9 protein-coding genes are annotated in these 14,196 nt (G+C 44.5%); 8 read left to right on the top strand and 1 reads right to left on the bottom strand.

The window, feature by feature from the left end; all coding sequences use genetic code 11:
• The first annotated feature begins 33 nt into the window (after positions 1-33).
• The 3 genes from NST45_RS25650 (at position 34) to NST45_RS25640 (ending at position 3,143) form a co-directional block, all read left to right on the top strand.
• Entirely contained in the window at positions 34-591 is a 558-nt protein-coding gene (locus NST45_RS25650) for a transcriptional regulator (RefSeq protein ID WP_076101159.1), read from the top strand.
• A 210-nt stretch (positions 592-801) separates the two neighbouring features.
• A complete protein-coding gene (locus NST45_RS25645) occupies positions 802-1,986 on the top strand; it encodes a polysaccharide deacetylase family protein (RefSeq protein WP_052096715.1) in 1,185 nt (394 codons plus the stop codon).
• 140 nt (positions 1,987-2,126) lie between these two features.
• On the top strand, positions 2,127-3,143 hold the full coding sequence (locus NST45_RS25640; RefSeq protein WP_036687315.1) for an AI-2E family transporter: 1,017 nt from the start codon (positions 2,127-2,129) through the stop codon (positions 3,141-3,143).
• A 105-nt stretch (positions 3,144-3,248) separates the two neighbouring features.
• Here NST45_RS25640 and NST45_RS25635 read toward each other — a convergent pair whose 3' ends face one another.
• A complete protein-coding gene (locus NST45_RS25635) occupies positions 3,249-3,635 on the bottom strand; it encodes a hypothetical protein (protein ID WP_038568262.1) in 387 nt (128 codons plus the stop codon).
• A 256-nt stretch (positions 3,636-3,891) separates the two neighbouring features.
• Between NST45_RS25635 and NST45_RS25630 the strand changes: the two genes are divergently transcribed.
• The 5 genes from NST45_RS25630 to NST45_RS25610 all read left to right on the top strand — a co-directional run bounded on the left by NST45_RS25630 (position 3,892) and on the right by NST45_RS25610 (position 14,193).
• Complete coding sequence (locus tag NST45_RS25630; RefSeq protein ID WP_052096717.1) at positions 3,892-9,795, top strand: S-layer homology domain-containing protein; 5,904 nt, start codon at positions 3,892-3,894, stop codon at positions 9,793-9,795.
• A 526-nt stretch (positions 9,796-10,321) separates the two neighbouring features.
• Positions 10,322-10,861 (top strand): MarR family transcriptional regulator, encoded by a 540-nt coding sequence (locus NST45_RS25625; RefSeq protein WP_036687318.1) that lies wholly within the window; start codon positions 10,322-10,324, stop codon positions 10,859-10,861.
• A 25-nt stretch (positions 10,862-10,886) separates the two neighbouring features.
• The gene (locus NST45_RS25620; RefSeq protein ID WP_038568266.1) at positions 10,887-12,341 is read left to right on the top strand and encodes an aryl-sulfate sulfotransferase; all 1,455 of its coding nucleotides are present in this window, start codon (positions 10,887-10,889) and stop codon (positions 12,339-12,341) included.
• Positions 12,342-12,363: 22 nt separating this feature from the next.
• The gene (locus tag NST45_RS25615) at positions 12,364-13,404 is read left to right on the top strand and encodes an ABC transporter substrate-binding protein (protein ID WP_339824158.1); all 1,041 of its coding nucleotides are present in this window, start codon (positions 12,364-12,366) and stop codon (positions 13,402-13,404) included.
• Between the two features lie 12 nt (positions 13,405-13,416).
• Positions 13,417-14,193: an ABC transporter ATP-binding protein gene (locus tag NST45_RS25610; protein ID WP_076186160.1), complete on the top strand. Its 777-nt coding sequence runs from the start codon at positions 13,417-13,419 to the stop codon at positions 14,191-14,193.
• Positions 14,194-14,196 lie beyond the last annotated feature (3 nt).

Here is a 14,196-nt window from a genome sequence, read left to right as displayed (position 1 = left end):
AGGGTAGATTCTAAGTGGAATGAAGGTGCAGCTATGAAACAGGTAGCCTTTGGTGAAGAGAATAAAGACTTATCTCCACGCGAGCAGCTGCTGCGTCCAATGATCGATGCGATTGCTCAGACGATGGACCTATATGGTGCGAATTATTCATTCGGGCAGCTGTATGGAATTATGTTCTTCGAAGACCGTCCGATGACGCTTGAAGAGATGAAGAATGTGATGAATATGAGCAAGAGTAATATGAGCTATGGGGTCCGTTCTTTGATGGCCTCCAAGATGGTCACTAAGCTGGAGGAGAAGCGGGACCGAAAGGATCTGTATGCAGTGGAAACAGATTTCTTTCAGACCTTTAAGAACTTTTTTGGGATGAAGCTGCAGCGGGAGATTGATGTCATGAAGCACGCTTTAGACGTTGTCATTCCTGAGCTGGAGGGACTGGTTCAAGCCGTAGATACATCTGAGGAGGAGCGGCAATTCTGCCTGAAGGATCTGGAGAAGCTGGAGCATGCCGTCCAATATTATCATTGGCTGCAGCAGTTCGTGGACGAGCTTGGTGAAGAGAATTACTTCGCAGATAAGAGAAGGTCCTAGACCGTCTACAATCACATATAGATGTACATAATTGTATATAGATCTCCATTTTTGCGGGGTGTTCCTTAAGCCGGTTCAGGCTTGAGGTTCGCCCTCTTTTTTATGATAAAGAAACAAAAATAAGAAGAAAATGTAACCAATAGCAGGTGGAACTTCCATAAAATATATAGTTACATAGGGACAAGAAATGTTGTTAAGGAGATTCTGAGATTGAAAACGAAAAAAAATATGCTGCTTGTTATCATAGTTCTACTGTTAAGCCTTGCTGCTATTTTGAATACACAACGTGAACCTTCAACAATTACTATTAACGTAAATGGTCAAATGATAAAGACGATAGCTGCCAACCCAGCCTCGTCTGATGATCTTATGATCCCGAAGGCAGTAGCTGAACAGGCACTAAATACACAAATCGGCTGGCAGAAATCCGGACCGCTTCCGAAAGGCATTTACTACAGAGATCAGGTGGCTGTGCTGATGTATCATCATCTTTCCGAGAAGCCCATGCCACAGTTTCCTTGGGTGTTATCGGTTGATCGGTTTGACGATCAAATGAATCTGCTGAAGCAGGAAGGTTTTCATGTGATCACCATGGCGGAATACCGCGAATTTATGCTGAATAACGGCGCAGTTCCGGACAATGCAGTGCTGCTGACCTTTGATGATGGATATGAAAGTTTTTATGAATTGGCGTTCCCCGTTTTGCAAAAATACGGATATACAGCCGTCAATTTTGTTATCGTATCTACAATTGATCACCCAGATCCGAATAGCGTGCCGAAGCTCACTTGGGAGCAAATGCGGGAAATGAAGCATGCTGGGATGGGATTTTATAGTCATACCTATGATTTGCATCATTATGGGATTGTGGATGCCGAGGGCGGGCAGCGGCCAGCTGCAAGTGCCCTGTTATATGTTGATGATGAGAACAGGAATGAGATGAATGTTGAATACTACAGCAGAGTTACACGTGATCTGGCCAAGGCGGAGCAAAGGCTGAAGGAAGAATTGGGCAATACGGATTCGGCAATTGCTTTTCCTTACGGCTCCTACAATGACAGATTGCTGGCTGTTTGTGATTCGCTGGGGATTTCACTGACCTTCAAAATTGAGGATGGGATTAACACCAGAGCGGATCGGAATGCCGCACGAATTAACGGGGGAAGTGAGACACTTACCGCTGCATTAACACTTGACCAGATGAAGCATATCGATTTGCCAATGGAATTGACCTTGAACAACCAAAAGGTGAATATGGTAAGGAATTCTCCTGAAATGAGGAAGGGAACCTTGATGGTTCCGTTTCATCAATTATGCAAAGATCTGCATATAAATATGAAATATGATCCGAAACGCCGAATCGTTGAATTGACTCATATGGATGCAGGAGCATGAAAAGTGTCACTTTTATCGATGATGAGATTACAAAAAGTGAGTAATTTCGTCATTTTAGGCGAATCACTAGTTGCTATAAGTGAATTCCTTACTGTAGACTATAAACAGAGTACTAATTGGTAGGCGAATGGAGAGAACTGATGGAATTGTTTAAGCGTTATTACGCAAATTTAACGGTCCGGCGTTTTTTGATTTTAGGATTGGTTGCTCTACTGCTATTCAGTATTAGAGATATGCTTAATTTGGTACTGTTGACGTTTTTGATTGCGTATGTAATGAATAGCTTTCAAGTGCTGCTCACGAAGCGCATTAACAAATATGTAGCAGTTAACAGCAAAGTGATTATTGTTATTCTATACCTTGCCTTAATCGCTGTAATTGTCATAACCCTCGTTAATTATCTGCCTAAGGTTTTCATACAGATTAAACAGTTAACGAATTTTTTGACCAATTTGACCCCTGAGAACATCCCGCAGAATGATATTGTGCAGTATATATTCGCCCAGCTTAAGGATTTGAACTATCAGTCGTACATGAAAGACGGTATTGAATATGTCTTGAAAATAAGCAATTGGGGCACCAGCTTTGTTTTATCAACCATTTTGAGCTTTGTATTTATACTTGAGAAAAACAGGATCGTTAGCTTCACTTCCCGCCTTAAAGAGAGCAAAATCTCTTGGTTCTATGTAGAGCTTGAGTATTTTGGCAGAAAATTTATCTCCTCTTTCGGAAAAGTGATCGAAGCACAAATTCTGATCGCGTTGTTTAATACATGCTTTACGGTGATCGGACTCTGGATTTTAGGTTTTCCTTACCTTTTCGCATTATCCATTATGATCTTCTTGCTTAGTTTAATTCCGGTTGTAGGTTTTGTTATCTCGCTAATCCCACTTTGTATTATTGGTTACAATATTGGTGGCCTAGTCATGACGATATACGTACTGGCAATGATTGCCGTACTGCATTTTGTAGAAGGCTACTTCCTAAATCCTAAACTGATGTCATCCAAAATGAATTTGCCTATGTTCTATACGTTTATCGTGTTGTTATTCTCTGAGCATTATCTCGGGGTATGGGGTCTGATTCTGGGGATTCCGATCTTTGTATTCTTCCTTGATATTCTGGAAATTAACAGAGAGAACAAGATAGGAACTTAGGGATTCTGTTATAAAATAAGTATTAAACATACAAAACCCGGCTAAATGGAAGGTCCATCTAGCCGGGTTTTTTGTGTATGTTACAGCGTCGCTGTATGTATTCCCTTAACCGAAGGAAGTATGGACACTATCTGAAACGATGTCCCTCAGCTCCGCTTTATATGCCGCATACTGCTCGGTTGTTATGCTTCCAGCGGCTAACCGTGAATCCAGTTGATCCGTTAGCTGGGCAACTTGTAGATCGATTACAGCTTCAATATCTTGGCCTTGTTCTGATGCAATATCTTGAAGTGACTTACCGTCATATATGGCCTCGTATAGATCCTCGTCCGTTGGCTGGTTAAGTACCTCCAATAATTCGTCTTGATCCGCGACCTCTGCGGTGGACCATTTTACAGGCGAACTTGCATTAGCGGTAAGACTAGTCCAAGCATTTCCGAAAGACATCACTACAACTACCGTTCCGACTATGATCACTCTTTTTATATCCATTAGAGTCCTCTTTTCTTGTTCTGCAATAACTTATCTTGCTTAAGCATCCGTCTAAAGTATCGTTTAAAATGGGTTCTAACTAGTTATATTGTAACCCGTGAAGCTGAACTGAAGCTTAAGCAATATTAAAAATAACCTAAAGATTTAACACGGCTATGATATAGCGATAATACACTACAGGTATACTTTCCAGATGAGATTCAATGCATATTTATGCATTGAATCACAATCAAACAAATGGGGAGTGTTCGGAGTTTTGAGAATAACAGCAAAAGCTAAACGTTTTCTATCCAGCGTAATTGCCAGCAGTCTGATGTTTGGAATCATGGTTCCAGCAGGATATGCCGAGGAGCAGCAGCTGGAGATGGAGCAGACATCTTCCGAATTAGAGGCGCATTTTGATGAACAGGTTGAGCTCGACACGCTTTTAAGTCAACCGACTGTAATGGCAGATGTGTACGCGGTACCTAACCATCCAGGAGCATTACTGATTACAGAAGTTGTTCCGGATACTAAAAATGTAAAAGGGACAGATGGAACCTCTGTAGATGGTTACGAGTTCGTTGAGGTCTACAATAATACGGACAAGCCGGTTAATTTTAAGGATTATTATTTCTTTTATAATGACAAAGATACATGGGCACCTAATGGTGATGCTGTAATACCGGCGCATGGAAATATTGTTTTCTGGATTATGAACGGCAATAATCTGAATGTTCCTACGGAGGATTTCATCAAAAACTTTAGTCCTACTGCAGCTTTGCAGGAAGGAGTGAATCTGTTCCGGATCAACGGTGGCGGGGGGATGGCTAATACTTCTGCGCGTAATTTACAAATTAAAAGCAATGCAGGAGATACGCTAATTGTTTCTGCTTCCTATGGAAAAGAACAGGTGAAGGAGAATAACGGGATCTTCTATCAATATTTGCAGGCAGATAGCTCCGTTATGAACCTCATGGCGAATTCGGGAACGGTTGTGGCTACGCCTGGAACCGTAGAGGCAGAACAAGTGCCTGAGCTAGTTCCTGGGGACAAGCAGCCAGTGATTGAACATATCGCACAGAGTAGTGTTGATCCAGCCGATCTTCCTATCAGTGCGAAGATTACTAATCTGGAAAGCGGGGCAGATGGATCACTACCCGTAGTGAAGCTACAGTATGGCTCTCCTTCTCAGGTGAAAGATACGGTAATCACCATGACCTCAAAAGGTGGGGACGATTATGCGGCAATGATTCCTGCAGCTGCGCTGGAAGAGCCGGAGCTGCATTACAGCATCCGCGTTAACAATGTGACAGAGAGTTATTCTGTTCATGTGAATCTGCCGGCGTTCGATCCGAACAATGTGCCACCATTGTTAATCACAGAGCTGCTGCCAAACTCGACGAATGTAAAAGGAACGAGCAGCGACGCTTTTGAATTCATTGAGGTCTATAACAATACCGATGCACCAGTTAATTTCAAGGAATACAAGGTCTATTATCGTTATCCCGATAAAGGTAACGCTTCTGATGTGAAGTGGCCTTCGACACCAGAGAACTTTCTGATTCCTGCACAGCAGTCCGTGGTGTTTTGGGTTATTAATAGTGCAAATAGCACTTACACTGCTAATGATTTCAATACAGAATTCAACACAAACTTAATTGAAGGCACCAATCTCTTTTTGATCAAAAGCGATGGTATGGCGAACTCAGGCCGCCGGGCAGTCGTAATCAAAAGTAACACGGAGAAAGAAATTTCCTCCGCGTATTATGATGCAGACCTCACCTACGATGGTGGAGCTAAAGGTGACGATACTAAAGAAAATAAAGCCCTTCTATACAAGTATCCTGTCAATGGACTAAGCAAAATGCTCAAGATCAGTACGGGCTCAGCCGTTCCGTCACCAGGCCATACGGATGTAACACAACTTCCAAACACGCCGATCCATGTGGAGCCGGATACAGAGAAACCATCAGTAGAAGATCTGACGGGCGTAACGGAGATTGACCAGTCGATGGGTCTCGATTTGAAGGCTTTTGCTGATGACAATAAAGCTGTTACTTCTGTGGAGGTTAGAGTATCTTCGGACAAGCAGCCGGAGGCTGTTAGCCACAATCTATCCCAAGACTTCAACGACAGCTTGTATCACTTTAAATTGACCTCTGCTGATTTGATTGGCAGAAATGAAATTCAATATTACTTTGTCGTTTCTGATGGAACGAATGAAACACAATCTCCAGTAATAAAAGTAAAAGTTACAGGAGGACAGGATCAATCCCCACTTCGTTTGAACGTGAAGGAGGGGCAATTGATCAATGGTTCTGTGACCGTAAAAGGAACCTCTGCCACCGCTAAGGCTGATGATTTAGGCTTGAGCATCGACAGTAAGCTACTGGGCAATAACGAGGCATATACTGCACTTGAGAATGATGCCTACTTTGTATTTGAAGCCAAAAATGTGGATTATTATTTTAAAAATGCCATCACGATGGGACCGGAAGAACTAGGAGATGCCAGTATTCTGTATACCTTTCTGGACCCGATTACTACGTATACTACATTGACTTTTCCTATTTCTTCTGCCGCTTTACAAGTGGGTGCGGATAATGTGATTTACATTCGGGCGGGCTCTAAATCTTCCCCCTTTGATCCTCGTCCTGAGGAGAATAAGGATGATTTTGAAGTGAAAAATGTTCGTCTCCTGCTGGCAGATGGTACCGAAATTTGGGATCCGGCTTATGCAGAACGTGATAAGGAAATCAAGATGGGGGACAGCGCAGGTAAGCACGAATCCCTCGGCTTCCAGTTCGATCTGAAAGCGGATTTGTTCCGTTCAACGGCGTATAACTGGAATACTAAAGAAGTACCTGACGGAGAACATAAAGTAACGCTTACCGAAGGTGGAACGAAAGTATCATCAAACGTGATTGTCGATAACACGCCACCATCCATTAAAGCATCGATAGAAGAAGGACAAACTTACCGTGGCAATTTTGAAATTGCTGCTGAAGTTAAGGATACTTATGCGGGCGTAGTTAAGGTCAGTGTGAAGCTGGACGGTAATGTTATTGAACTGCCCTATGCTACTTCATCCGGGAAGTTATCTGCTGGGGATCATACGCTTTCTATCACAGCCTTGGATAAGATCGGCAATCAGGCAGAAAAGGTAATTGCATTCCATGTGCCGAATGAGAATCCATTTGCACCTCTGCTTATTTCTCCTACGAACTGGGAGACTGCTGTAGGTACTAATCCGACTTTAAAGGTTAAGGTTGAAGATCCTAATCAGGATAAGATAAACGTTACCTTCTTTAGAGGATTCAAGTACGATGCTAACCATCCAGAGCACGGCTTTGCTGGGTTTATAAACGCATCCGATACAGAGCCGCCGAAACAATCCGAACCTGCGGGCGAACAAGCGCTTAGCGGTGACGACTACAGTAAAATAAGTGCGGTGGACGGACAATATTTAATTAATGATGCTGTTGATCAATTCCCTTATCAGCGTTATGAAATTAAGCTGGATGAGTCGGTTAAGGCGTCAGATCGTGTAGATATTAAATGGAAAGGGAATTCGTTGCCGGGACGTAAAGTAAGTCTCTACGCTTGGAGCCCTGCTCAACAAAAATGGGTACAGCTGGATCATTTAATCGCTGGAACAGAGGATTTTGAGCTGAAATCCACGGTTACAGCTGGAGCATATGCTAATGGAAATAGCATTGCCGTAATGGTTCAGGACGAAATTGCTTCTGTGGCTAAGACAGCACCTACAGTAACACAAGATACGTATGATTTCTCTTTTGTATGGATGTCTGATACACAATATTATTCACAGAGCTACCCTTACATTTACCGTAAAAATGTAGAATGGATAGCTGACAACAAAGAGAGCTTGAACCTGAAATATGTAATCCATACAGGAGATGTCGTGGATAAATCCTATCAGGAGTATGAGTGGAAGGAAGCTGACCGGAACATGAAGGTTCTGGAGGAAGCTAACATTCCTTATGGTGTTCTTGCGGGTAATCATGACGTAGGCCATCAAACCGGGGATTACACGAAGTTCTGGGAGTATTTTGGGGAGTGGAGATTCAAGAATATGCCGACCTTCGGTGGCTCTTATGACAACAACAGGGGCCATTACGATTTAGTGTCTGCGAACGGAAATGATTTTGTTATTGTATACATGGGCTGGGGATTGGCTGAGGAAGAAATCGAATGGATGAATGAGATCGTTGCCCGTTATCCAGAGCGTAAAGCGATTCTTTGTCTCCATGAATATTTGCTGGTTTCTAATAACCGTGCACCTATTGCGGATAAAATTTTTGAGATGGTTGTGAAACCTAACAAAAATGTAATCGCAGCACTGTCCGGCCATTATCATGATGCTGAGCTTAAGGTGGACGAGCTGGATGATAACGGTGACGGTATTCCAGACCGCAGTGTCTATCAAATGCTGGCAGATTATCAAGGTGCTGAAGAAGGAGGCCTTGGCTATATCCGTCTGCTTCAGTTCGATGTTGCTAATAACAAACTTCGCGTGAAGACTTATTCGCCTTATTTGGATGATTATAACTACTATGATGAAGACGAATATCCAGGCAAAGATGAGTTCGTTCTGGATCTGGATCTACAGCCTGTGACTAAACGTGTGGCTACCGACTATATCGGAGTCAAGGTTTACAGCGATCAGGAAATTTCGGCCAATCAACAAGTAGAGAGTGGCGCGGAGACTCAGGTCATTTGGAGTAAGCTAAATCCGGATAGCTACTACCAATGGTACACAAAGGTCGAGGATGATCACTCCGGCAGTGTGCTTTCAGATATCTGGGGCTTTTACACTGGAAAAGAGGAGGTAACGCCGACACCAGAGGTGACACCGACGCCGACGCCGTCGCCGTCGCCAGAGGTAACGCCGACACCTGAGGTATCGCCATCGCCAGAAGTGACGCCGACACCAACACCAGAGGCGACAACGGCACCTCCAGTAGTTTCACCAGTGCCAATAGTGACTCCAACGCCTACAGCCACACCTGGAGCGGGAAAAGGAAACATTGAACTGACATTAGGAAGTAATGGAACGTATACAGCTGATCCGTCAGCCTTGAAGAAGCGGATAGAGGAAGCTGCTACAGGGGGAAGCCTAAAGATTAGCGTAGGCGGAGCCGCCTCGGCTCAAGATCAGATTAGAATTGCTCTTGATGCAGCGAGTATACAACAGGCTATCGATAAGAAGCTGAACCTGAATATTGTGTCTTCTAACGTTACATTGAGCGTACCGACAAGCTCCTTACCAGCCATCCCGGCAGGCAGTGATATGCTGCTACTAAGCATTGATATGAGTATGATTTCTGTACAGGCCAATGTCGCTGGAATGGGTCCAGCTAGAGCTACCGTTACGATGAACCTCAGTACATCAGCAGGCGGCAAAGAAACAGCTATCCATCAGCTTAAAGGTGCTGTTACGGTTACCTTGACGCTGACTATGGAACAGCTTGCTAAGCTCGATACGGATTTTGCGGGTGTCTATTATGTAAATGGCAGCACGTTGGAATATTTGGGTGGAGTGTTTAAGGATAATACCGTTACCTTCACAACAAATCACTTTTCCTCCTTTGCGGTGCTGGAATACCATAAGCAATTTAGGGATACTGCTGGCCACTGGGCAGAGTCGTATATTTCCAAGCTGACGGCTAAGCATGTGATTAAAGGGATTGACGATACGCATTATGGACCACAGGCGAATGTAACCCGCGCAGACTTTGTTACACTGGCCATTCGTTCTCTCGGATTGGATGAGGCAAGTGGAGCTATCGCCCAGAGTGCTTTCGCAGATGTATCTAAAGATGCTTATTATGCACAGTCGATAGACAAAGCTGTCCAGCTTGGATTGATCCAAGGCAGTGATGGCAAGTTCCGCCCTAAAGATGCAATTACCCGTGAGGAAGCGGCAGTTGTCTTGCAGAAACTGATGCAGTATAAAGCTGGATCGCAAGCTTCCGTTGCTGCTACTGCAAGCTTCAAGGATATGAATAGCGTATCTGAGTGGGCGAAGCAAGCAGTCATTGATTTACAGGCTAAGGGAATCCTTGACGGCAAGGGCAACAATAACTTTGACCCTCGTGGTAAAGTAACCCGCGCTGAAATCGCAAAACTGTTATATGGAATAATTAATTTATAAGATTGGATGGCAAAGGCAGGCAGAGGTGACTCTGGCCTGCTTTTTGTCATTTTTGGCGTGTAGTCTTCATGTTCTTCTATGAAAAAAGGAAATTCTCACTACTCATATGATTTTTCATATATAATATTTTGGATTAATTTTTAAAATTAAATATCTCCAATCTGCCACTTCAGGAATCGGGTGAAATATATTTACCGGTTAGAGCGTTATTTACCGGTCGTATCATCTTTTATGCAGGTTTATGATGAAGACAGTCATGCGCTTGTACTGGAAAGTGGTCAATAAGCTTACAAGTTGGAGGGCACCTTTGTGAGTGCTCTTTTTTTGAATTCTTAAAAATACGCACTTGACAGGTAGGAATAAAGGGGTATATGATATCACCAATACTTAAACAGTAATTAAATGAACAGTGAAATAATTCAACCGAGCTGATTGGACCACCAAAGGCTCCCGTACTTTTCCCTTGTCAGGGGTAGGTGCTGGGAGTCTTTTTTTATGGGCTGATTGGGAGAAAGCAGAGGTAAGCATGAGCGAACAGTATTGGAGACAGCTGGAGGAGACAGATTGGGCATTTCGCAAGGCGGTTCGCAGATTCGTGAAAGAGCGGGATAAGGTCGCCGTAGCAGGCATCTCCTTACCAGGCATGCTGATTCTGCACAAAATCATTCGCGATGGTGAGCAAAGGCTAGGAGACTTAGCGGATGAACTAGACTTCACCTCAGGTGCGATTACCGCATTGAGCGATAAGCTTGAGGCGGGTGGATATACCGTACGCAGACGTAAAGAAGGTGACCGTAGAACGGTAATGCTGGATATTACGGATAAAGGCCGCAAGCTGGCGGAGCAGAACAGCAACATCGGAGAACGATGTATTTCGCTTTTGTTTGAGGGGTTTACGGAGGAGGAATTGGCGCAGCAAAATGACTTTTATCAGCGGATCATTAGCAATTTAGAAGGATTCTCGGATATCCTGCTGAAGCTCGCCAAGGAGAATGCAGAGACCTCTCCAACCCTTGAACAGAAGCCACGAACAACCACCAAAAAAAGTAATTATCTTAGCTACTAAAAATTGAAAATAGGAGAGATGAACGATGGGACATTCAACCATTTATCCAACTGGAGCAACCGTATATAACTCTGACAAAGCCTGGAGTGGCTATACTGTATTTCAAGCTGGTGAAGAAGGTGTTGTACTGATAGATATGAACGGTAAAGAGGTGCATTTGTGGAAGGGGCTGCTTGGATTTCCGGCTAAAATCTTCCCGGGTGGTTATGTGCTGGGCAGCACAGGAAGAAGAGATCCCAAATTCGGCATACAGGATAATGTAGATCTGGTACAGGTGGACTGGGATGGGAACATCGTGTGGAAATATAACAGCTATGAACATATAGAAGATCCGGGTTATGAACCCCTCTGGTATGCCCGCCAGCATCATGACTATCAGCGCGAAGGCAATCCGGTCGGATATTTTGCACCAGGGCTTGAACCCAAGGTAGACAGTGGCAAAACGCTAATTCTTGCTCACAAAAATATCTACAATCCTCAGATCTCCGACAAACAATTGCTTGATGACACGATCCTTGAGGTGGACTGGGAGGGGAATATCGTCTGGGAGTGGGCTCCAAATGAACATTTTGATGAGCTAGGCTTTGATGAAGCTGCCAAAAATGTACTATTCCGTGATCCTAACTCACGCTCTTTCGGAAATCTAGGTGGCGGTGTTGGGGACTGGCTGCATATCAATTCGGCTTCTTATGTAGGACCCAATAAGTTTTACGATGCAGGTGACGAGCGTTTCCATCCGGATAACGTGATCTGGGATGCGCGGGAAGCAAATATTATTGCGATAACGGATAAGCGTACCGGAGCCATCGTTTGGAGAATCGGTCCGGATTACTCGCTGCCAGAAGTGAAGCATATCGACTGGATCATTGGCCAGCATCATGCGCACATCATTCCGAAAGGTTTGCCGGGAGAAGGTAACTTACTTGTATTCGATAACGGGGGCTGGGGCGGTTATGGTCTTCCAAATCCATCTTCTCCTTTTGGGCAAAAAAATGCACTCCGCGACCACTCGCGAATTCTGGAGATTAATCCCGTGACCCTTGAGATTGAGTGGCAATATACAGCGGCAGAAGCTGGTTTCTCTGTCCCAACCGATTCTTATAAATTCTACAGTCCATATATCAGCTCAGCTCAACGGCTTCCGAATGGCAACACCTTAATTACAGAAGGTTCTAACGGCAGACTCTTTGAGGTTACGCCAGAACATGAACTGGTATGGGAATATATCTCGCCATTTACGGACTCCAGAAATACCAACATGGTCTATCGTTCCTACCGTGTGCCTTATGCCTGGGTACCACAGCTGGAAACGCCAGTTGAACAAGCGATTGAGCCAATAGACGTAACGCAGTTCAGAGTCCCGGGGTCTGCACCTAAAGGATCGGATTCTGTGGTAAGTGTGGCGACAACCCTGCCCTTTGTTGAAGGAGCTGCTTGTGTGGCGACGACGGATGAAGGCAGCAGCCGCAAGGTAAATTAACAAATTTGAGGAGATGTGTCGGTTGAAAAAATCATGGATCAGCTCAAGCTTTCTGCTCTTATCTTTATCAGTGGTTATCCTTTTATCGGGCTGCAGCTCCAAGGGCGATGCGGCTGCCTCTAATGCCTCTAAAGAGGGAGCGGCGAACAGCAAAGATGAGATATTAAAGATAAAAATTGCTGACATCAATACGAATCCCACTTTTCGGGTGGCATTAGATAAAGGCATCTTTGCCAAACACGGGATTGACGCTGAACTAGTCAACTTTGGTTCCCCTGCGGAAGGTGTAAATGCCCTTTTTATTAAACAGGTGGATGTGGCTTTCGGGGCAGACTTCCCCTTGCTGAACGCAGTGGCGAAGGGCGATTATGCTATTATCGCCTCGGCGGGATTAGCGACTGATGAAGCGTCCACTGAATGGAAATTGTTCGTACAGGACGATATTCAGAAGGCTGAAGACTTGAAGGGAAAGAAGCTGAGTTTCATACGCGGCACCTTCATTCCGTATCTTTGGGATGAATATTTGAAAGAGCATAATGCCGCTCTCAGTGATGTGGAGTTAATAGGACAGGGTGCCTTTGATGAAGCTTATATCGCTTTGAAGCAAGGTGCTGTGGATGGAGCATGGTTTTATGGTTCGGTTCTGAATGATAAGCTCTATGCGCTTAAAGGTGTTCATGAACTGACGGATATGTCTAAAACCACGGTTCGATTGGGGATGGGGATTGTAACGGGAAATGATTTTGCGGCTAAGAATCCGCAAGGTATAGCGAATTTCCTAGCAGCGGTGGATGAAGCTGGAGCCTATGCTCAGGCTCACCCAGATGAGGTTGCTGATCTGATGTATAAGGAAGTGAAGCAGCCTAAGGAATCTACGATAAAAGACCTGCCGAATAATCCGTGGGCACTAGGATTTACTCAAGCAGCGTATGACAGTTTGACCAAGCAGAAGAAATATATGGTCGAAAACGGAATCATCGAGAAGGATTTCGATCTGGATAGCAAACTGAATCTCGAGCCGCTGGCGAAGGCATTGCCAGAAGAGGTTACGTACAAGAAATAGGGGGAGTTCAGCATGTCATTATCTGCTAAGCAGCATACCATTCATATTGAGCAGCTCCGTAAAAGCTACAGTGAACCGACTGCTGGGGACGTTCACTACATTATAAAAGATGTAGATCTCGTAATTAAAGGTGGCGAATTCTTCGTTCTGCTCGGGCCGAGTGGTTGCGGGAAATCAACACTGCTGAATATGATCGCCGGCTTTGTCTCCAAATCCGGTGGGCATCTACGGGTGGATAATGTAGAGGTGAATAAGCCCGGCAGAGATCGGGCGGTTGTGTTCCAGCAGGCTGATTCCTCCTTATTCCCTTGGTTAACCGTTCGTCAGAATGTGGAGTTCGGATTGCGGATGAAGAAAATCGCAAAGGTGGAACGGCATACAATATCGGATAGGTTCATCGGGCTTGTTGGGCTGAACGGGCATGAGGAGAAGTTCCCGAAGGAGCTGTCTGGGGGTATGAAGCAGCGTGTTCAGCTGGCTCGGGTGCTGGCGAATGATCCAGCGATTCTGCTGATGGATGAGCCATTTGGTGCACTGGATGCGATGACGCGCCGAACGATGCAGAAGGAATTGGTCAATATTTGGCGCCAGACACATAAGACGGTGATTTTTGTAACTCATGATATTCAGGAGGCGTTATTGCTGGGAGAACGAATTGGTATTATGTCAGTAGGACCGTCCTCTAATATTACGGATATTTATGACAATACACTTCCGTATCCGCGGGACGTAACCTCACCGGAATTCTACTCGTTATACAATCAAATTCAAGGTCATTTCGAAGAATAGGAT

The sequence above is a fragment of the Paenibacillus sp. FSL R7-0163 genome, assembly GCF_037969975.1.
Classification (GTDB): domain Bacteria; phylum Bacillota; class Bacilli; order Paenibacillales; family Paenibacillaceae; genus Paenibacillus_AQ; species Paenibacillus_AQ odorifer.
Note: the sequence above shows the minus strand (reverse complement) of the source record. Positions and strands in the feature narration are given on the sequence as shown.

What these genes read in the sequence shown, in the direction of transcription:
- NST45_RS25650 (WP_076101159.1), top strand. Translation starts at nt 34, where the DNA reads ATGAAACAGGTAGCCTTTGGTGAAGAGAATAAAGACTTATCTCCACGC.
- NST45_RS25640 (WP_036687315.1), top strand. Translation starts at nt 2,127, where the DNA reads ATGGAATTGTTTAAGCGTTATTACGCAAATTTAACGGTCCGGCGTTTT.
- NST45_RS25635 (WP_038568262.1), bottom strand. Translation starts at nt 3,635, where the DNA reads ATGGATATAAAAAGAGTGATCATAGTCGGAACGGTAGTTGTAGTGATG.
- NST45_RS25625 (WP_036687318.1), top strand. Translation starts at nt 10,322, where the DNA reads ATGAGCGAACAGTATTGGAGACAGCTGGAGGAGACAGATTGGGCATTT.
- NST45_RS25620 (WP_038568266.1), top strand. Translation starts at nt 10,887, where the DNA reads ATGGGACATTCAACCATTTATCCAACTGGAGCAACCGTATATAACTCT.
- NST45_RS25610 (WP_076186160.1), top strand. Translation starts at nt 13,417, where the DNA reads ATGTCATTATCTGCTAAGCAGCATACCATTCATATTGAGCAGCTCCGT.